We start from the raw sequence: 21,459 nt of genomic DNA, 5'->3' as shown, positions 1-21,459 counted from the left end.
TGGCGGACAACCTAATTAGTTTAATGCGCTCCCTAAATTTAAGGGATTTCTGTTTTTGAGCTGTTTTCCGAAAAACAGGCCGGAAACGCTTCCATTCCCGACCTGAACTACAACAAACACTCTCTTATCTCAGGACATTTAATGCGCCAGGTATAAATGAATTTTCACCACCACGGAAAACAGATTTACTGCGGATTCGGCACAGCTGCCGCAGCTCCGGTTTTCAAGGGCCACAGCTCGTGAGGTTCCCGGGCCTTGGCCAAAATGCTTTCCATTTTCTTCACCACCGCCGGGTTTTCCGGGGCTATGTTTTTGGTCTCGCTTTCGTCTTGGCTCAGGTCATACAGTTCCAGCGGGCCCGTGGGGCTTTGGCGTACCGCTTTCCAGTTGCCTAGGCGCACGGCCTGGCTGCTGGTTTTAGCCTCATGGAACTCCCAGTACAGATAAGCATGCGCCTTCTGCTGCGCCGAATTCCCCGTGAACGTGGGGTACAAGGAAATACCGTCTGTCTTGATTCCGGCTTTGGGTAAGTTTACCCCAGCTAAGTCTGCAAAGGTGGGCATGATGTCCCAGAACGCCGACACATGGTTGGATACCGCTGGCTGTTTGATTTGGGCGGGCCAGTGCACAATGAACGGAACCCGTATGCCGCCTTCGTATACATCGCGCTTAGCGCCGCGCAGATGCCCGTTGCTTTGGTGAAAAACCGGGTCGGCGCCCCCTTCTTTGTGCGACCCGTTGTCACTGCTGAACATGATGACCGTGTTTTTATCAAGCCCCATTTTCTGCAGCTGCGCCATAATTTTGGCCACATCACGGTCAATGCGCACCACCATAGACGCATAGGCCGCCGCCGGATAATCCTGACTGGCATACGCCCCGAAATCCTCATCGCCGTTGCTGCCCTGCTTGCTCTTCACAAACGGTTTCTCTTGAAACTTGCCTTTAAAGTGGTTGAAAATGCTGTCTTCAGGCACAATCAATTCCGCATGCGGAGTCACAAATGAGAGATACAGGAAAAATGGCTGATCTTTCTTCTGCTTGGCAATGTACTGGACAGCCTCTGCCGTAAAAATGTCATTGGAATATTTGCCGCGCTTGCCGTTCAGGTTTTCCTTCAGCGTTTCTTTTTTGCCGTTCCGGTACAGATAATCTGGGAACTGGTAATGCGCGTGGGCCTGGTTCAGGAAGCCGTACATCTCGTCAAACCCTTGTTTTTCGGGCGCGCCCGATGTCCCGGTCATGCCCAATCCCCACTTGCCAATCAGCGCGGTACGGTAACCGGCCATTTTCACCACTTCAGCCATGGTTACGTCTTCCGCTTTCAGCGGATACCCTGCCCCGAACCCGTGCGGCCCTTTCTCATAATTTCCGCGCACGCGCGAATGCCCGGCATCTCGCCCGGTCAACAGAGATGCCCTGGACGGGGCGCACACGGGGCTGCCCGCGTAATGCTGCGTGAATTTGATGCCCTGTGCCGCCAGTTTGTCTAGCGTGGGGGTTTGGAAATTCTTCTGCCCGTAACAGCTTAAATCACCGTACCCCATGTCATCTGTGAGAATGTAGATGATGTTGGGTTTCTGCTGGGCAAACGAATTGCTGCCCACCCACAGGCCCAGAACTAGTACTACAATTTTTTTCATGGAATCCTTCATTGGCCGCTTCCAGTTGGTACTGGGGTTACGGCTTCTTTTTGCGTTTTCGGGCTGTTTTCAGAAAAACAGCCCGAAAACGCAAATCCTCTTTATACACTTAGTTTTCAGCTATTGCCATTCTTCAAACCGCAGGTCCAGCTCTGGGGCCTGACGGAGAATAAGTTGGTCTGTGACGCTGTAGGTACTGCCGTTGGCGGTAAATCTGTATTCCAGGTTAAACTCCCGTTTGGTGGCATCATAAGTGCCGCTGCTTTGCAAGATGGTCACCTTGCTCCCGGCGGCTTTCTCAATGGTGACGGTGTTATCTGCGTTTCTGATGAGTTTAAGGCCAAAGCTGTTCTTCACATTGTTAACAGTTGTTGTCACAAACGTGCCAGCCCCAGAGGTTTCCACCTCATTTAAGGCTAGGGTTGTTAGGTTCCATGTCTGGTTTTTGCTCAAATCAGTGGTGCTATAAACAGTTTCCTCAGTTACGTTACCGGCATTGTCTAGCTTTCTTTGGGTTCCCTTGTGGTAATACACCCCGTGCAGCGGACTGATGTACTTCACCACCAGCACGGTGTAGTCTTTGGCTGGCGTAAGCACGCCCCCGTCCAGATCAAGTTTTCCCAGCAGAATAGAGTCTACTGAAGTCTCTTTTAACCGCAGGGGCAAAGCATAGGTGTTTGTATGCGCCAAGGGATCAGATGTAAAGGCGGCTTTGTTCAGGGTCACGGTCACATCGCCTATAAATTTTCCGGCGGGTATCACCATTCTGTTCTCATCACTCAGGGTATAATATTCTTTAGGCAGAAGTTTAAAACTGGTGTTGGTTAAAAGCGATGGGTCAACCTCAAATGTAGCCCATTCGTCTTGCTTGTTGTCCCTTCTTCCGGCCAGGGTCACGCCTACCTTGAACTTCATTTCATCATAGGCGACAATGGTTCTCAAGGGTTTCTGGGTGCCAAAGTAAACTGCCGTGAACTCATTATCTTTTATATACTCTTCATAGTCATCACAGGCCGCAAGGGCTAAGGCCAGCATACTTAATAGCAAGGATAGTTTTAGCTTCTTCATGTCTCTGTTTCTTAAGGGCTTTCTACCAACCCAGGTTATTTACCAGTTGGTTTTTCACTACCTCATCATAAGGTAAAGGGAGGTAGTAATATCTGACATCATTAAACCCTCTCTTTTCCACCTCATACTTGTTATACTGTAAAGCCCCATTGGTATCACGGGTAATTTTCACGCCCATCACCGGATTGTTCAGCGGTAAAAGCCAACGCCGCATATCAAAGAACCAATGGTTTTCAAAGGCCAATACAATTCTGCGCTCATTTTGAATCAAGGCCCTGAACGCACTTTTTCCCTGACCGGCCACTTCACCTAAATAATCATCTGAATTTAGCCCGGCAGCTGTTCTTATGGACTTCAGCACACTTAAAGCGGATATGTTGCCATCAGGAATAGTACCGGTTGGCCCCCAGGCCTCATTAGCGGCCTCTGCAAAATTTAAATATACTTCAGTCTTTCTAAGAAGGACATGATAATGATGATCATTTTGAGGGCTTTCTGGATCTAACATATTAGGGATATCAGAAAGCCATTTTCTGAGATAATAGCCGGTACGAGTGGCTTGGGGAAATGCACCCTGAGCATCTTTACCACCTAAAACCATGTCTAAGGGAACTCCACCCAATGAACCGCCATGGCGTAAAATGGTTGAATCTAACCTTGGGTCTCGGCCAGCATATGGGGAGTTAGGATCATACATAGACAATGGGGTTCCAATAGGGCGGCCATTTTTCATGGGGAAGGCGTCTACCAAATTTTGTGAGGGCCCGGTAAAACCGCTTCCAAGATAGCTGGGCGGATAATTCCGGGTTTCAAGAGCCCTGTTGTTATGATAAAACCTAAATAAAAACTCACTGGGAGTTGCTGCTGCATTATAATTCTTTGCAATCAGGTTTGAAAAGTTCCCTAGCTGTGTTATGGCCTCATAGCTAACCTTTGCCGCTTTTTCCCAATTTGCCAGATAGGTGGCATTATTCACCACTGTGAAACTCCCCATTCCTGTAATCTGGGTAACGTCATTGGGTTGGTACGCGGGGCTTGCCCCATAGGTGTATGCTCTGGACTTAAGAGCCAAGGCCGCCAGTTTTGTAGCCCTCCCTATCTGTGCAGACCCTACAATCTGGTCCTCTCCCGCATAGGTAGTGGGTAAGTAATATGCTGCACTGTCACAGTCTCGGCTAATCTGATCTAAACATTCCTGATAGGTGTTTCTTTTAAACAGACCAGGGTTGGTAGCTTCCTGATCTGTGAGAATTCTGGTGATGATGGGGTATCCTAATGCCTGCCCATTGTTTGTTTTTCCGCCGTAGTGCTGCAACAGTTTGAAGCCCCACCAGGCTCTCAAGAAAAACGCCTCTCCCTTCAGTCTGTTTTTATGTTGCTGGTTGGTGGTGGCACTGGTTAAGTTATAGATGATATTTTCCCCTAGACCCTTTTCCATAAACATGTGGATGTTCCTGAACTGGGTGTAGGCATCTCCCCATATAGCCAGCGGATTGGAAGGCGAGGAAATGGCACCTCCCCCAATTGTATAAAAAGCAGAGCCATAATTATTAGTCACGGCATTATCTGTGGCTACATCCAGAAAGTTATTGCCATAGCTATCAAACTGCCGGTCTATGTTAGCGTAGGCGTTTAATAAAACACCTTCCGCTTTTTCTGGCAACCTCCAGGTATCTTCATCACCATAGGTATTGTCTACTTTGGGCTCCAGAATATCTTCACAGGCGGCAATACTCATGCACAGAAAAAGCAGGGAGTAAAATGTATATTTTTTCATCCTCAAGTACTTTAATTAAAAGGAAAGGGAAACACCTCCAGTGAGGCCCCGCATCACCGGATAGTTGGCTACACCTCCGTTCAGCACTTCAGGGTCTAGATCCCTGATGCTAGACAGAACCAGCAAGTTGGTGCCTCTCACAAAAAACCGATACCCCTTGGCAAAAGAAGTGGCCGTGTTAAGGGTATAACTAAGCTCTACATTTTTGAGGCGCCAGAAAGAGGCATCATCTAACCAGAAGCTGGAACCTATATGATTATTGGCCCCGTTTGTTGTAGTAAGCCGGGGAGCGGTTCCGCCTGGGTTATTCTGTGGGTGCCATCTATCAAAGGCGGTAGTTGAATACTTTCCTTCGCCAAAATTCCAGTAATAACTGTTATTCAACATCTTGTCTACCCCCAACTCTGAGGTGCCCAGTAGATATAGCCCAAAACCTTTGTATTGGAGGGTCACCTCCATGCCCAGAGTAGTTTTGGGGAACGAATTTCCAATTTGCTTGCGGTCACGGCTATCAACTAGCCCATCACTATTCAGGTCTGCATACTTGATATCACCAATACCATAGGCCCCAAATGTTTGAAAGGCATGGCTTTCTACCTGCGCCTGGTCCCGGAACAACCCGTTGGCCACATACCCGAAGAGGGCGTCTGAACCACGTCCGGTCTGTCGCATGTATTCCTCGGGGTAAGCCACTTCATCTGTTTTAAGTACTTTATTCTTGGAGTATATGAAGTTCCCACCCATTTTTACATGTACCTCGCCCACAGACTGTTGCCAGCTAATAGAGCCTTCCAGGCCCCTGTTTGAGGTTTCACCATAATTGGTGAAAGGCACCAGCCCCCCGTGTATCCCTGTGTACTGTGCCCCTTGCCGCATGATGATGTCATACCGCAACTCATCAAAGAAATTAAATTCAAATTGCAGCCTGTTCTGGAACGCCAACCCTTCTACCCCTACAGAAAACTCCCGGGATTTCTCCCAGTCCAGATCTGGGTTACCTATGAGTTCAATGCTGGTCCTGGGAAAAGTTGTTTGATTCCGTTCATTAAATGGCATAGTGCCGTTGGTGTACCACCTATTTTGAAACAGGTAATAATCAGTGGCGCGGTCATATCCTAAAATACCAATGTTGGCTTTCAACTTTAGAAAATTCACGGCTGAACTACCTTGTAAGAAGGCTTCTTCTGAGAGTACCCAGGCAGCCCCGGCAGCCCAGGATAAGAAATGACGGTTTTTAGAAGCTAACCGGTTGCTGCCCATATAGGCGGCAGTCCCTTCCAAATAGTACTTGTTCTGTAACCCATAGGCTAACCTTAGTGCCAGATTGGAGTTTTCCACGTCTTGCAACTGCCCACTAGACTCATTGCGGTAATAGAAATAGGTAACATCTCCAGTCAACTCATGCACCCCCACCTGGTTATGATACTTTACATCTCCCACCCAACCCAAAGTTCTGGAAATACTGTGCCCTTTCCTTACCTGGTCAGACTGGATAACACGTTTCTGCAGTTTGTAATAGGTTACCTGTTCCTCCCCAGCATCATTCAGAAACCAGCGTTGCCCATAGGAAACCGGGGTTTCTGACTGACCTCTGGAGAATGACTGGTAGTTGTCAAAGGTGAGGTAACTTTTGGCCGCCAGGCCTGGTATGATGTTGCCGAGTTTCAAATCTAACCCAAATGTTCCCTGGCCTGCCAGGTTCTGCCCATGCTGAGAACCGCCGTACATTAACCTGCCATAGAGGTTGTCTGGGTGCTGCAGGCTCCCACCTAACGCCGGAATAGACGTAACTCCTACCCCTGCATTAAGATTTCTCAGCTCTTCATTGTCAATGATGAAAGGATACCCGTTAGGTTTATGGGAAGACAACCTGGAAAAGACTGCACCAGAAGTGATATCTGCAGACTTTGTCATTCCAATAATGCCTGCAAGACCGGCAAAGGCTCTCAGTGAAGGGGTTACCTCCAAGTCTAAGTTGCCCCTCAGGTTGAAACGGTCATTGGTAGGGGTGTTAATTTTTTCCAGACCACTTGCCCCTGTATACCCTACCACCAATGCATATTGTGTACGGTTATCTCCTCCCAGAAACTGAAGCGACGCCCGTCTGTAGGGCATGGCATCTTTGAGGAAATATCCATAGAAATCTGCATTGGGGTAACGTTGGTCATTGGCACCGGCACTGTTGCGGTAGCCATTCAACTCGGTCTCTGAATAAAAAGGGGCTAAGCCATCGTTCTCCCGCGCTTCATTGTACAAAGTGGCATAGTCATAGGCACCTAAGAACTTGGGCATTCGGGTAGCCATCATCGTACCGTATTCAGCGCTTACTTTGGTCACTCGTGTATTAGCTTTGCCGCGCTTGGTAGTCACCAGAATAACTCCGTTAGCCGCCCTTGAACCATAGAGTACTTTCGCGGTGGCATCTTTTAGAATTTCTACACGGTCAATTTCAGCAGGCACCAGCTCCTCCATAGGACGTTCCACACCGTCTACTATGGTGATGGCACCGTCTGAACCTCCCCTGGAGAGCCCTCTGATGATGAGAGCAGGTGCGTTGTTCCCTAACTCACCAGTATTATGGCGTACGGTTAACCCCGCCGCTCTCCCTTGTAAGGTATTGGTCAGTAACAGATCTGGATAAGTTTCTAAATCTGCACCGTCTATACTGCTGATAGAACTCACTGTACTGCGTTTGCTCGTGGTTATGCCTAGGGGTAGATATAAGACATCTCGGGAAGAAGAAAAAAGAGGCATTTTCTCAAGTGCATAGGAGTCTAACACCCCTCCTTCTGCCACTTCAATAACTTTGTCTTCATACCCATTTGCCTGGATCATGACCACGCTACCGGGTAAAGCTTTCAAAACAAAGCTACCATCTTCACCGCTGTAGGTAGTGACAGTGCCCTCCTGTGTGCTCACCATGGCGTTCCTGAGAGGTGCGCCGTTTTCATCTGTCACCCTTGAGCTGATGATTGTCTGACGTATGGCTTTGGCCTTAGGCTGCTTTCGTTGACCAAAGGCAACTACAGGCAGAAACATCAGCAGCAACGCGTAAAATTTTACTTTCGAAATTGTGTCTCTCGTCATTTCTCTACGTTTTCAGATGATGTTACCAGCCGGGGTTTTGCGTTAGGTTCCGTAGCATTTGCACATGCTTTAAGTCTATAGGATACCAATAGTGTCGCATTTTAAATACCCGCTGCTCTGAAGCCAGTGGCTTCACCGAATAGGAAAACTTTAAGTTGCTCTTGTTGGCAACATTTCTGTGATTGGCAGGTGGCGTTGCCACTAACCCTTTGATTGGAGTTGGGTCAGCAAACAGTTCATCTGCAATCATCCAGCGTCTGATATCATGCCAGCGGTGGTTTTCGAACATTAGTTCTACAGCACGCTCATTTCTGATGCGCTCCCTGAAGATTTCTTTGCTTGCTGTGAATTCTTGCAAGACATTGGGCATTCCTACCCGGTTTCTGATCATATTAATGGCACCCACCGCGGTTAAACCATATCCCTCTGGGTCTGCGTTAGGGCCATATGCCTCGTTCATGGCCTCAGCGAAATCCAAATACACTTGAGACACCCGTATGTAGACTGTATTGAGATTGTATTTGCTCCACTCCTGCTGAAAGTTGTTAGCTTCTGGCCAGATAAACTTTTTAGCCATGTAGCCAGACACTTCCCGGCCAGCTGTATTCCCATTGGTGGTAGCATTGTTATAGTCAGTACCGCCAGGATAAAGCTCCTGGTAGATTTGAGCACCATTGGCGTTCAATCCCCAAGGCTCACCGGGCACAACTATATTGTTTTTGAGACGTGGGTCACGGTTTTCAAACGGTTTCTGAGGATCATAGTCAGAGCGTGGGTCTGAGATAGGATATGCCTCCCCATTTTTGAGAACCTCAAACTTTTCTACTATATTCTGGGTGGGGTTGCTATAGGCCGCAGCATCATTACCCGTACCTCCGGCAAACCGCTGGGGCAAATAAAGCACCCGCAGGCCACGAGCCCGGTTTCCCATAGGCCCGGTGTTGTTGTTATACCACAGGGACTCATCACTTACAAAAACAGAAGTGTACCTAAAAATCTCTGCATATTCGCTTCCGTTCATCAATCTGTACCTAGCTCCTGAAGCAGGCAGGTACTTTAACACGTCATTGGCATATCTAGCCGCCACTTTACACCGCTCAAGATTATAGTCTAGTTTTTGGACGGTGGAAAGTCCGTTTTGCATGAGCGGACTGGCGTCATAAAGTGCTGCCATTGCCTTTAAAGCCAATGCAGAGGCTTTGGTGGCACGCCCTGTCTCACTTTCTGGCCACGTGTGGGGCAGTAATTCTGCGGCTTTGGTAAGATCTGCAATTAGCCATTCACTAGACTCATGGTACGATAGCCGGGGAAAGTCCATGTCATCATCTACCAAATAGGCTTTATCAAACTTAGGCATGCCCCCCACCCGTTTGATCAGTTCAAAATAATACCAGGCCCTCATGAAATACGCCTGCCCTAATAACTCATTCTTCTGCTCAGTAGATAAGCCAGGAAGCTGCTCTACCCCCGCCAATACTTTGTTGGCCACCCGTATGCAGTAAAAAGAATTGTTAATGACAGAAGCATTATAAGTGCCAGCCGTACCAGCCGTCCAACTCATTTCCCCAAAGCCACCGTTGAGCCAGTTACCCGTATTGATCTGGTTCTTGATAGCGGCATAGTTGAAAATGGCCCCCATCTCATCAGACATGGCATTGATTGACTGACGTTCCAGATTAGGTTGGTGGTCCCAATCATGAATATTGTTTAAAGCAACATAACAATTATCTAAATATCCTCTAATGGAATTATAGTCAGAGAAGATATCTCCTTCAGAAATTCCCAAATCAGGAGATTTATCCAAATAGTCTTCACAACCCAAGCAAAAAAGCAGCACAATAGCGTAGATGAATTTTATATTTTTCATAGTCAGCTCTCCTTAAAATGAAACCCTGAAACCCAGATTGAATCTTCTAACCAAAGGGTAAACCCCTGCACTGCTGGTTTCAGGATCTATGCGCTCATCTAAATCAGTAAATGTTAACAGATTAGTACCGTTGGCATACACTTGTAAACCACTGATGCCTATTCTTTTCAGATAAGATGTTGGAATACGATAGGCGATTTCAGCATTTTTGAGCCGGAGGTAATCTCCACTGACATAGGAGTAAGAACTACTGGTCTGGCTGTGGTTCTTATTACTGAAATGTAACGCTGGTTTTTGTGCATTGACAGCATTGGCAGCTGTCCATCTATTAGCAATATTAGGCTGGCCTGAAACAAAGTTGCCATTGAAATCCCACAGTAATTGACCGGGGATCTGTTTTCCCACATCAGTCACACCATAGAAAAGAACATTCACATCAAAATTCTTGAAGGAGAACCCCAGGTTCATGCCGTAGGTAGTCCAGGGATAGTTGGTTTTCTCCATGGCTACTCTATCCAGGTTGTCAATGCGGCCATCTGCATTGAAATCTATATACATAAAGTCGCCGGGCACAAGGTTCCCCTGCACAGTACCCAAACTTACAGCGCCATAATTATAGATATCATCTAGTGACGTATAATATCCTGCCGTCTGCACCCGAAAATCGCCTCCAATTGGTTTTCCTTCCTGCTTTTGATATTCTGGTGTGTCTCTGGCCCCGTCCCGGAAAACAATTCTGTTCTCGTTATGGGAAAAGTTAACCCCTATCCGGTAACTGAATTCACTCCCAATTTTATCCTTCCACCCTATTGCAAGTTCATAGCCGCGGCTCTTGGTTTCCCCTATGTTAGCGCTGGGAGCCGCAACACCAAACCAGGAAGGAACGGTATTGCGAATCATCAGCATATCTGTTCTTTTTTCACTATAAATGTCTACTGTCGCATTCAGTCTGTTCCATAGATCCATATCTATCCCCAGATTCTGCTTGGTACCTGTTTCCCAGGTAGCATTTGGGTTGGCAGCCCTACCTTCTGTGTAAATAGGTCCGTAAACGGTTCTGTTCTGGTAACCAAGCGGAAGATTCCCTCTGGTATCATAGATTTGAATGTACGTGAACCTATCCCCGGTTAATATATCACTCCCTACCTGGCCAAAGGAGTAGCGTACCTTTAGGAAATTGAGCACGTCACTGGCAAATTCATGAATAATCTTTTCCTCAGACAAAACCCAGCCAACTGATAGAGAAGGGAAAAAGCCAAAACGCTTACCTTTGGCAAACTGCTCTGAGCCAGTGTAGGCACCGTTTGCCTCCAGTAAATACCGGTTCTTAAACCCGTAGGTCACCCGCCCCACCCAGTCTTCTCTGTATTTTGGAAATTGAACTGCTGAACTTATGCCATTAGAGATATCAAACTGGCGGTTCATCAGAATCAATCCGGTCACATCATGCTGTCCAAACTTCCTTGCGTAGTTGAAAGAGAACTCATAGTATAGTTTCTGCCTATACCCGTAAATGTTGTCATATGAAGCAATAAGTACATCTGTTTGGGTAAGATCATCTGGCCATCTGTTTTGGGCAACCACCGGGTATGAAACATTGCCATTAGCGCCTTCAACCGGTTTTGAGTAATCATATTGGCGGTAGTACCTGATAATATCAAAATCTTTCCCGAAGCCCCTCAGGATATCTGACTGGTAGTTAGAAGCAGAAGTATAGGCAATCTTGCCCTTGACAGAAAGGCCTTTGGTTATCACATCTAAGTCCTGGCTCAGGCTGGCGTCATAGAACCCTTCATAGTATTTGTACATGCGCTGGCCTCCCTCATTCAACTGCACCAGCATGTTGTGGCCACCAGCTTTAGAGTCACCCCATTCTCCATCTGCATATTTCAAGGGGAAAAGATTATTAGGCGAGGAATAGATTTTCTCCATAAACTCCTCCTGCCCAAACCCATTCTCCCCCCCGCCATCAATGCGGTATCCCGGCTGGTTCCTGTAGCCGAACTTACCTGACAATCCCACTGAGAATTGCGTACTCTTTGTTAAAGTAAAATCAAGGTTAGACCGCCAGTTGTAGCGTTCATACCTGAAAGAAGGGTCATAATCTTCTCTTTTTTGGGTTCGGTAAATGTCACCGTCATTCAGGTATCCCAATGAGGTGAAATACCTGACAAATTCGGTTCCCCCACTAACGTTCAAATTGTATTGCTGCTGGTACCCGTAATCTTTCACTAATTCATCCCACCAATTGATTTGGGGGAAATATTGGTTATAGGGCCCGGCGTTGCTTATATTCTGCCGCCAAGCCTCTCTTTCAGACTCAGGGATCACCAGTTCCCAGCTCTTGTCATTTATCACCGCCTCGTTGTACATCTCCATGGTGGTGAGGTAGTCAGCATACTTGACTTTGGCAGTTGGCTCCTTTATGCCAAAATTGGTGGAAAAGCTAATCTTTGGTTTTCCGGTCTTGCCACGTTTGGTTGTCACCAAAATCACCCCGTTGGCACCACGCACTCCATAGACCGCAGTGGCAGAGGCGTCTTTTAAGACAGAAACATTTTCTATCTCATTCACATCTACGTCATTAATGTCCCGCTCAACCCCATCAACCAAGGTTAAAGGACGGCTACTTACCCAGGAAGATTTCCCTCTAATCAGAATTTCAGCCGCATCTGAGCCAGGCTTCCCATTGCTATTCATGACCATTACCCCTGGCATTTGCCCCTGCAACGCCTCAGAAATAGTGGTCACCGAACCTGTTTTAAGCAAATCTTCCCCTCTGGTCTGGCTAATAGAACCCACCACACTGGCTTTCTTCTGCTCTCCATAGCCCACTACCACCACCTCAGTCAGTTCGCTCGCCTGCGGCTGAAGATTTACCAAAAGTGTGGTTTGATCACCCACTGGTATTTCTCTCGGCTCAAAACCTAAATAAGAAAACACCAACGTGCCGCCGTTTTCCGGCACAGACAAGGTGAATTTACCATCAATGTCTGTGAGGGTGCCCAAGGTAGTGCCTTTGATACTAATACTAACTCCGGGCAGCGGCTCCTTCTTCTCATCGGTCACACGCCCGCTTATGACCTTACCAGCGCTCTGCGCACAAATGAGTTGCGGGCTGAGGAGGCACAGCCAACTAAACACAAGCACAAGAAGGACAAGTTTTCTTTTAGGTAAACATTCATTCATAGTACTTTTATTAGGGTATGAAATAGGTCATGTGAAGTAAGAGAGAATTCAAAACTATAGGTTTCTAACCCCTGTTTTGTCTCAAATAGAGGAGCTTTTTGTCACAAAAACCTCCTATTCCTGCTCCAGCACCTAGCTGGGACAACTTTTTTGCTCAGCTTACAGTAATGCGCCAGCACAATACCATTTTCACAAGCAGGAAACTTAATAGCAGATATTCTTTATCAACTTTCTATTTTCTCCCGAGACAAACACTAATCTTTTCAGCTACTTTAAGAAAGGGGAAACAGAGGTATTCTTTACCTAATCATAACACAGGCGAAACCATTCCTTTACATGCCAAGGAATTTTACTATTCTACAAAGAAGTGAGCATAATGGCTTTTGCCTATAGCATTGGGAGCAGGTTCATAGTAATCACTGTCCATACCTGTAACAAGAATGGCCAAGCCTTTCAGAACACCGGTAAATGCCCCTCTTCTGTTTTTGACCTGTTTTCTAAAAAACAGCCCCAAAACAGAATCTGAAAACTTTATATTAATTCATCTTGGCGCCTACAGATTTCCGCCAGTGGGCGAGTTCCTGTTTCAGTTCGTTCACTTTGTCTGGGTGCCGGGCGGCCAGGTTATTCTGCTCACGTACATCTTCCTTCAGGTTGTAGAGCTGCACTTCCTGCTTGTCAAAGAATTCAATCAGTTTCCAGTCGCCTTTTCTGATGCTCCCCGCCGAGCGGCCACCCAGAAAGTGGGGTTCGGCCAACGGATAGTGCCAATAAAAGCTTCGCGCCGGCAACTTGGCGTTTGGCGATTTCAACACGGGCAAAAGAGAAATTCCGTCCAGCTTCTGGCCTTGGTGTTTGGCACCCACGGCTTCCTCAAAAGTGGGGTAAAAATCAAAGTTCACCATGGGCTGCTCCACCACCGCGCCTTTGGCGAAGCGGCTGGGGTTCCAGACAATCAAAGGTTCGCGCACGCCGCCTTCATACAGGGTGCTCTTGCCCATGCGCAGCGGCGCGTTAGAGGTCACGTTAGACTCGCCGCCGTTGTCTGAGGTGAAAACGACAATGGTGTTCTGGTCCAGGCCCAGGCTCTTAAGTTTCTCCATGATCATGCCCACGCCTTCGTCAACAGACCACAGCTGCGCCGCCAAATGCGGATTGTTTTTGGAGGCCCAGTAATCTGCCGGATATTTCTTGTAGGGGTCGTTCTCTGGGTTGTCTTTGAACGGGGCGCTGGTGCCGGCCCCGGGCTTCCGGCGGAATTTATCTACCAGTTCCGGCTTGCCGTGCAGTTGGGTGTGTACCGCGTAATGGCTCAAATACAGAAAGAACGGTTTGTCTTTGTTGCGCTCAATGAATTCTACCGCCTCTACGTTCTGCCGGTCAGTGAGGTATTCTTTTTCGCCGGGTAGTTTCTTCTCAATTTCGCGGTTGAAGTGGTACGGCCAGAAATAGGTGCCGTTGGCAATACCCCGGTTTTCGCTCACAATCACTTCCTGAAAACCGTGCTGGTCGGGCAACGTCTCCTCTGGCGCCTTGTGGTTCTTGTAGCCCGACAAATGCCATTTGCCCACAATACCGGTGCGGTAGCCGTTTTTCTGGAACATCTCGGCCAGCGTGACATACGCCGTGTCCAGATGCCCGGCCGCGTCTGGCCGAAGATAATCGGTGATGCCCACGCGGGCCGGGTATTGCCCCACCATCAAGGCCGCTCGGTACGGGCTGCACACGGGCGCCGAGGCGTACGCATTGGTAAACCTCACCCCTTCGGCGGCCAGTTTGTCCAGGTTAGGCGTCTCATTAAATGTATTTCCGTAGGCACCCAACTCAGAATAACCCAAGTCATCGGCCAGAATGAAAATCACGTTGGGTTGGCGGTTCTGCCCACCTTTACTGCCGGTTGAGGAATTGGAAGAAGTAGAGCACGCTGAAGCCAGCGCCACCATCGCCAAACTGGCAAAAGCCCATAGAGTCTGGTTCTTTAGGTTGGTCATAAGGTCCATAAAAGCAATTAGCTAACTTTTCTAACTGAAGCAGATGGCTCGGCTCCCTTTTCTGTTTTCGGCCTGTTTTGGCCAAAACGGGCCGAAAACATAAACCATGTCTAGGCGAATGAATCTGCCCCCCCTTCTCCAAAGGATCTTCCCCTTACTGCTTTCCACTCAAATGCTTGCGTTTTTGGCTTGTTTTCAGGAAAACAGGCCAAAAACAGCTCTGGGAATTTAGTATTGGTACAGCCCGAAATCAAACTCAGAATCTTCTACCGTATTGGTCAGTTCAAAGCCAATCACGTTCTTGCCGGGCTTCAGGTATTTGGTAAACTCGCTGATGTTGATTTCGTCATAATGGCGTTTGGTGAGCGTGTAACGGTTCACAATAAGGTGGCCGTTCAGGTACACTTTCACATCGCCCCGGGCGAAGAGTTTCAAGGCCATATTATCTGGTGTGGCGTTATTCATGAAGCTGTTCACCGCCCACAGGTTCTGGCCTTTGTCTACTTTCACCGGACCGTTTACCTTTTTGAAAGCTACGGCAAACGGATTGTGCAGATTCCACTCGGCGCCGGGGTGGGTGTAAGAGGCCATGATGTGACCGGGTTCCACTTCAGAATCGCGCACCAGGTACTCGCGCTTTTTCACGTTTTTGTAGAATAGCGGTTCGTGCAGAATGCGGGCGGTGGCCACGGGTATTTTAATGATTTCGCGGTCATAGGTCAACAGGCCGTTCACTTCGCCCTCCACGTCTGAGGTCTGGGTATAAATGGCCGCCGCCAACCCTCTCGCCACCAACGGATAGGTGTTGTGCAACAGCCTGGTGTACTCGTCAATCAGCTCATTGTTGGTAAGATACGTACGGTAGCCCCAGTTGCGTTTGCCCGTGTCCCACAAGTGGTCTTGCACCGGATAGCCCAACCCGCCGAACTCACCCAGCACAATGGCACGTCCCTGGTTCTGCGTGGCGGGTTCTATGGACGGACCCGGATATTGGTGCGCGTCATACATGTGTCCTACGTTGCGGTCGGTCCAGCCGCTCACGCCGTCTACCAGGCGGGTGGGGTCATATTTCATGGTCCAGTTCACTACGCGCTCGGTGTCATACTGTCCCCAGCCCTCATTGAAGGGCACCCACACCACAATTGACGGGAAAAATTTGAGGTTGTCCATGATAGACTTCCACTCCTGCTCAAACTGCACCGCAGATGCTGCGGGGCGCACCCAGTCTTTCTCGGCGTCATGTTTCACGTGCTGCTCGGGGTGGTTCAACCGCAGGAAACCCGACGGCATGTCTTGCCACACCAGCAACCCCATGGTATCGGCGTGAAAGTAAAACCGCGCGGGCTCCACTTTGATGTGCTTTCTAATGGTGTTGTAGCCCATGGCCTTCACCACTTCCATGTCATATTTCAGGGCCGCGTCAGTGGGCGGCGTGAGCAACCCGTCTGGCCACCAGCCCTGGTCCAGCACACCCCAATGGAAGTACGGTTGGTTGTTCAGGAAAAGTTTAGTGTAGCCGTTCTGGTCTTTGCCCAACGCAATTTTCCGCATGGCGAAATATGAGTCTACCTTGTCCAGCACCTGGCCGCCCCGCACAATCTCCATCTGAAACTGGTACAAATTTGGGTACTCTGGTGACCACAGCTGCGGGTCTTGAATGTTAATCGAAAACTCAGGTTTATAAGGAATTTCCTGCTCAGCAACCACTTTGCCTTTGTGGCTGATTTTCAACCGCATCTGCTCCTTTCCCTTGGGTTTGTACAGGCTGGATTTGAAGGTGATTTGCTTTTGGTCGATGTTGGGTTCGGGCACCAAGGTCCGGATTGCCGCCGGGTTCACCGGCTCCAGCCAAACGGTTTGCCAGATGCCCGATACGGCAGTGTACCAGAACCCATGCGGCTTGAGAATTTGCTTGCCCCGCGGCTGAATGTCAGAATCGGTCGGGTCCCAGACTTGCACCACCAGCTCCTGGTTGCCTTTGCGCAGGTATTTGGTCACATCAAACCAGAACGGGTCAGAACCGCCTTTGTGCTCGCCCACTTTCTTGCCGTTCAAGTACACGGTGGCTTGCCAGTCAACAGCGCCAAAGTGCAGAATGGCGTTTTTGTCGTTCCAGGTCTTGGGTAGCGCGAAGCTGGTTCTGTACCACAGTTCCTGCTCGGGCTGCAGCGGCTTGCCTACGCCCGACAGGCTGGACTCCACCGCGTAGGGCACTAAAATCTGCCCCTGGAATTGCTTCGGCTGCGCCGAACCTTTTTGCACGATGGCGTATTCCCAGAGGCCGTTCAGGTTCTTCCAGTCCTGGCGCACCAGCTGGGGGCGCGGATATTCTTGCCAGGCGTTGGTGGGGCTTACGTTTTTGGCCCAGCGGGTTTTGATTTTATCGCCTACTGGTTGCCAGGTTTGAGCGTTTGCCTCCAGCAGAAGCGCCAGCACCAGGAAAAACAAGCTATTGAATCTCTTCATACAATATTATATAACTGCCAGCGCCGGTGATCAACACGCCACGGCCTATCACATTACATTATGCCACCCCTCTCTCAGCCTACCTTTGTAAACCCGCTATGACAGAGATTTTTGGTAAACAATGATACTAGTTGGCTTTTTCTGGCTGTAGCACATTTGTCGTTAATGCTGGCAATATTGTAGGCCACGTAATCAGTAGCCTTTTTCTAAGCGTATTAGGGGAACTTTCAAGCTTTTTCGGAAGGAATTTGGGGTTACGTTTTTGAGCTGTTTTGGCGAAAACAGGCCAGAAACAGACGGCTATTGAGAATAGCCTATGGCTTGGAAGGCAAGTTGGAAACTTGCGGAATAGAAGCCACAAGTTACGCTAGCGCTAAACTTGCGGCAGAAAACGGGACATGATTCATAGAGACCAGGCACTGCCTTGTCACCCACGCATTGCTGATATCCCCCTCCTTGGTGGGGTTGGAGTGGGTTCAAACACTTCAATTTCTTTGCCCCGGTATATCTAATAGCCAGCGCAAGAGGCAAGGCAGTGCCTAGCGTTTATGGGTAAAACGAACAAATGAAAACCCGTTTTCGGGCTGATTTCTGAAAAACAGGCCAAAAACGGGTTTGAAAATTTATCTAAAGAAATACGCTTACTTCTGCCCTACAGCGCTGGCCATCATTTGGGCTTTGGTCATTTTAGGGTTTACACAGAACGCAGCCTTCTTGCCCGAAGTCAAGGCCCCGTTGCCATTTCCGCTTTTACCGGTTTGAGTGTTTGCCTGTTCCCCGGGTCCCGGACCGTCTTTCACGCACCGGAAACCCAGATTGTCTGAGGCGCTGGTGACTTCGCCTTTGCCGCGGCTGCCCGCTTTGTAGCGAATGCAGTATTGGTCGCTGCACAGGAACGAGCCGCCGCGCTGCACGCGCTTCACAATTCCTGGTTCCTCGGGGTCATAGCTGGCTTCTGGGCCTTTGGGGTTCTTCTTGGGGCTCTGGGCGTAGTAGTTGGGCGTGTAAAAATCGCTGGTCCATTCCCAGACGTTGCCGTCCATGTCATACAAGCCAAACGCGTTGGGCGGGAAAGATTTCACCGGCGCAGCCGAAGCAAAACCGTCTTCCTTGGCGTTCTGGTTCGGGAAGTTTCCCTGGTAGATGTTGGCCACCCAATTGCCGTCTGGTTTCAACTCATTGCCCCAGTAATAGGTGGTGCCTTCCTTTCCGGCGCGGGCGGCGTACTCCCACTCGGCCTCGGTGGGCAGGCGTTTACCGGCCCATTTGGCGTAGGCGGCGGCGTCTTCATAACTAATGTGCACGGCGGGTTTGTTGGGCTGCCCGTTGATGGTGCTGTTAGGCCCTTTCGGATTCTTCCAGCTGGCCCCGGCCACGTACTTCCACCACTGCATAGGATTGTCTAAGGCGACTGCCGAGGCGGGTGGCGTAAACACGCCGGAACCGGCCACTACATATTCGGCGGGCACGCCGGGGAAATCTGCAGGGTTGGGCTGGCGCTCAGCAATGGTTTTGTAGCCGGTAGCTTTCACAAAGGCCGCAAATTCGGCGTTGGTGACTTCGTGCTCGTCCATCCAGAAACCGTCCAGTTCCACCTCATGCACGGGCTGGGCATCGGCGAACGCCGGGTCATCTGACCCCATCTTGAACTTGCCGCCCGGAATATAGACCATCTTCGCCTCTACCGTGTCAGTCTGTACGGCTTCTTCGGGGTCTGCCGCTATTGCCGGAGCGGCGGCTTGGGTATTCTCTTCTTTCTTCGCCTCCTGGCACTGCGTGAACCCAACTAGTAGAACCGCGCTCAGGCCAAAGGCCGCTACTTTACTCAACTGCATATTCTAAATTTACTTTTTTCTATTGGAAATGCCTAGAATTCCTTCTCCCCGAACTCACTTTCAGTGAACTTGGCTTTCTTGCCTAGTTTGTTAAGGTTGAAACTGAGGTTCACCAGAATCATGTCTACCTCATAAATGTAATTGGTGGTGGTGTAGAAATCACGCCCCCAGGTGGAGATGCGCTGTTCTGCGGTGTTCAGCAAACCTAAATCCATGTTCTGCCATTGCACGGTAGCCGCCAACTTGCCGTCTAAGAACGTTTTGCGCAAGGCCAGGCTGGGCGTGTAATAACGGGAATCTTCGCCCTGCGCCGTAGCCCGGTCAGAGATGTAGTTCAATGTCCACTGCAGGCTGGTGGTTTTAGACAGTTGAAAGCTGGTGTTGGCATTGAGGGTGTAGACTAGGCTGGAGTTGTTCACGGCCACAGTATTGTCAAACAGCGCGCCTTTGATTTGGTAATCATACACGTTACCGCCCACGTACAGTTTCCACCAGTGCACCGGTTTCAGGTCAACGCCCACTTCTACCCCTAACCGTCTGGCCCGACCGGCATTGGTATAAATGCGTCCCAGAATAGTATCTGCGTACACATTGTTCACGCGGTTAATCACGTTCTTGATGTCTTGGTGGTACGCGGTGGCAAACAAAGAACCAATCTTGAAATTCTTGATTACGCCTACTTCCGAAAGGTTCACAAACTCCGGCAGCAACTCGGGGTCGCCTTGCTCCAGGGTCTCAGAGTGCTCACGCTCCGGCAGTGGGTTCAGCTCAAAACTGCTACTGCGCTGCACGCGGCGGCTGTACCCGGCTTTCAATTTCCAGCTGTCATTGAAAGTGTACTGCACGTTCAGTGACGGGAAGAAGTTGCTTAGGTTCAGTTCGTGGTTTTCGCCGCGAATCTTGAAATCACGCTCGGCGTGCTCATAGCGCAACCCGCCCACGTAGTCCAGCTTTCCGGCCTTGCCGGAATATTGGCTGTACACCGAGTGAATCACATTGGTCAGGTTCACATTGCCGCTGAACTCCGGGAAGAACGTAAACACCGTTTCCCCGGCGTTCTTCTGCTTGTACACAAACTCCCCATCGTCATTATGGTGCCTGAACTGATAGCCGCTCTCCAGTTTGCCCGCCCCTACTTTGGTGGCGAAATCGGCGCGCAGGCGCAGACCGTCCAGCGGGCGCTCGTTGGTGTTTTCTGTATACTGCAGCGTGTCAAACACCTCCTGGCTGCGTACATTCAGGTTTTTGGTGTAGCCAGAGAGTTTGTCTTTCTCTACCAACCCAGACAAAGAAAGCGAGGTATTGGGCGTGAATTTGTGCGTATAGTCCAGGTTGGCGATGAAGAACTTGCCCTGCTTTTTCACCAGGTTGTGGTTGAAATACTGGCTCCGCCCGATGACCTCGCCGGTAGACACATTGCGCGTAGTGTTGTTGTAGTTGATGTCGGCGAGGCGGTACTCAGTGCGGTTGCCGTAGTAGAAGCCGGCCTGGAACGCGTTTTTGGCGTCTGGGGTAAAGCCCACGGTGGCGCGCACCGTGCGGTTGAACTTATCAAAACTGCGCTCGCCCTCAGACGGGAAACGGGTGGTGCGGTTGCCAATGGTGGTGCTCACGTCACCGGAGCGCCAGCCGGTGTTGTCATTGCGCAGGTAACTGGCCCCCAAAGACACGTCCCATTTGTTTTTCTTGAAACTGACCGTAGCGTCTGCGCCGTACCGTTTGGCGGTTTCAGCGTTGTTATAATCTTCAATGCTGGGCAAGCCGCCCTGCACGCTGGCCGTGACAGAGTAGCCGTCTGTAGCACCTTGTTTGGTGGTAATGTTGATGATGCCGGCCTTACCGTCAGGGTCATATTTCGCCGAGGGCGCGGTAATGACCTCTACGTTTTCAATGGCATTGGCCGGAATCTGGCTCAGCACCGAGGCCGCGTCTGCCTGCACCGGTTTGCCGTTCAGAAACACCGTGAAACCCGTAGAACCTCGCATGCTGATTTCGCCCTGCGCGTTCACCGACACGGAGGGCACGTTTTTGAGTACGTCTACCCCGGTGCCGCCGGTGGCGTTCTGGAACTGGGCGGCGTTGAAGACCTGCTTGTCAATTTGGTGGTACACGGTGGCGCGCTCACCGGTCACGGTTACTTCTTGGAGCAACTTCGCACTGGGCGCGAGAGTGATGGTGCCTAAATTCAGGTTTTGGTTGCGCGCCAAGTTTAGGTTTTCGCTTTTGTTGGCTTCAAATCCCAGAAATTGCACCTGCACATGGTACGTGCCTTCTTTCAGTTTGCTTAATTGGAAATTGCCCTGTTCATCGGTCATGGCCCCGGTTACTACTTTGCCGTCTTGGGCATTCTGCAGCGTGACCGTGGCAAACCCGATGGGCTGGTTGTCCAGTTTGCTCACCGCCTTGCCAGAAATGGAACCGTTTTGGGCCAGTACCGGGAGGATAGAGAAAAGCGAAAGAAAAAGGGGAAGAAAGTTTTTCACGGCGGTGGTTAAATTTGCGGTGGGTTAGATACCGCCCGAGGGTAAAAGTTTAA

The 21,459-nt window shown here is 49.7% G+C and carries 10 protein-coding genes; all 10 read right to left on the bottom strand.

The genetic code is table 11. The features are described 5' to 3' along the window. Positions 1-185: 185 nt before the first annotated feature. Positions 186-1,643: an arylsulfatase gene (locus FHS90_RS15960; protein ID WP_182513781.1), complete on the bottom strand. Its 1,458-nt coding sequence runs from the start codon at positions 1,641-1,643 to the stop codon at positions 186-188. A gap of 120 nt (positions 1,644-1,763) precedes the next feature. Beyond that, positions 1,764-2,711 carry a DUF1735 domain-containing protein gene (locus tag FHS90_RS15955; RefSeq protein ID WP_182513780.1) on the bottom strand — a complete coding sequence of 316 codons (948 nt, stop codon included), beginning with the start codon at positions 2,709-2,711 and terminating at the stop codon, positions 1,764-1,766. 22 nt (positions 2,712-2,733) lie between these two features. Continuing rightward, positions 2,734-4,488 (bottom strand): RagB/SusD family nutrient uptake outer membrane protein, encoded by a 1,755-nt coding sequence (locus tag FHS90_RS15950; protein WP_182513779.1) that lies wholly within the window; start codon positions 4,486-4,488, stop codon positions 2,734-2,736. Positions 4,489-4,503: 15 nt separating this feature from the next. Next, positions 4,504-7,575 (bottom strand): SusC/RagA family TonB-linked outer membrane protein, encoded by a 3,072-nt coding sequence (locus tag FHS90_RS15945; RefSeq protein WP_182513778.1) that lies wholly within the window; start codon positions 7,573-7,575, stop codon positions 4,504-4,506. Between the two features lie 22 nt (positions 7,576-7,597). Continuing rightward, positions 7,598-9,442 carry a RagB/SusD family nutrient uptake outer membrane protein gene (locus tag FHS90_RS15940; protein WP_182513777.1) on the bottom strand — a complete coding sequence of 615 codons (1,845 nt, stop codon included), beginning with the start codon at positions 9,440-9,442 and terminating at the stop codon, positions 7,598-7,600. A 12-nt stretch (positions 9,443-9,454) separates the two neighbouring features. After that, positions 9,455-12,631 (bottom strand): SusC/RagA family TonB-linked outer membrane protein, encoded by a 3,177-nt coding sequence (locus FHS90_RS15935; protein WP_182513776.1) that lies wholly within the window; start codon positions 12,629-12,631, stop codon positions 9,455-9,457. A 536-nt stretch (positions 12,632-13,167) separates the two neighbouring features. After that, the gene (locus FHS90_RS15930) at positions 13,168-14,622 is read right to left on the bottom strand and encodes a sulfatase (RefSeq protein ID WP_182513775.1); all 1,455 of its coding nucleotides are present in this window, start codon (positions 14,620-14,622) and stop codon (positions 13,168-13,170) included. 228 nt (positions 14,623-14,850) lie between these two features. Next, entirely contained in the window at positions 14,851-17,088 is a 2,238-nt protein-coding gene (locus FHS90_RS15925; protein ID WP_182513774.1) for a glycoside hydrolase family 2 protein, read from the bottom strand. Between the two features lie 641 nt (positions 17,089-17,729). Continuing rightward, entirely contained in the window at positions 17,730-18,923 is a 1,194-nt protein-coding gene (locus FHS90_RS15920; RefSeq protein ID WP_182513773.1) for a formylglycine-generating enzyme family protein, read from the bottom strand. 32 nt (positions 18,924-18,955) lie between these two features. Beyond that, positions 18,956-21,406 carry a TonB-dependent receptor domain-containing protein gene (locus FHS90_RS15915; RefSeq protein ID WP_182513772.1) on the bottom strand — a complete coding sequence of 817 codons (2,451 nt, stop codon included), beginning with the start codon at positions 21,404-21,406 and terminating at the stop codon, positions 18,956-18,958. Positions 21,407-21,459: the final 53 nt, after the last annotated feature.

It is taken from the genome of Rufibacter ruber (assembly GCF_014138425.1).
GTDB lineage: Bacteria > Bacteroidota > Bacteroidia > Cytophagales > Hymenobacteraceae > Nibribacter > Nibribacter ruber_C.
This window is presented reverse-complemented; position numbering and strand designations above follow the sequence as displayed.

Excerpts from the sequence above, each read along its gene's own strand:
- FHS90_RS15940 (WP_182513777.1), bottom strand. The coding sequence starts at position 9,442 with ATGAAAAATATAAAATTCATCTACGCTATTGTGCTGCTTTTTTGCTTG.
- FHS90_RS15950 (WP_182513779.1), bottom strand. The coding sequence starts at position 4,488 with ATGAAAAAATATACATTTTACTCCCTGCTTTTTCTGTGCATGAGTATT.
- FHS90_RS15955 (WP_182513780.1), bottom strand. The coding sequence starts at position 2,711 with ATGAAGAAGCTAAAACTATCCTTGCTATTAAGTATGCTGGCCTTAGCC.
- FHS90_RS15945 (WP_182513778.1), bottom strand. The coding sequence starts at position 7,575 with ATGACGAGAGACACAATTTCGAAAGTAAAATTTTACGCGTTGCTGCTG.
- FHS90_RS15925 (WP_182513774.1), bottom strand. The coding sequence starts at position 17,088 with ATGAAGAGATTCAATAGCTTGTTTTTCCTGGTGCTGGCGCTTCTGCTG.
- FHS90_RS15935 (WP_182513776.1), bottom strand. The coding sequence starts at position 12,631 with ATGAATGAATGTTTACCTAAAAGAAAACTTGTCCTTCTTGTGCTTGTG.
- FHS90_RS15930 (WP_182513775.1), bottom strand. The coding sequence starts at position 14,622 with ATGACCAACCTAAAGAACCAGACTCTATGGGCTTTTGCCAGTTTGGCG.
- FHS90_RS15920 (WP_182513773.1), bottom strand. The coding sequence starts at position 18,923 with ATGCAGTTGAGTAAAGTAGCGGCCTTTGGCCTGAGCGCGGTTCTACTA.
- FHS90_RS15960 (WP_182513781.1), bottom strand. The coding sequence starts at position 1,643 with ATGAAAAAAATTGTAGTACTAGTTCTGGGCCTGTGGGTGGGCAGCAAT.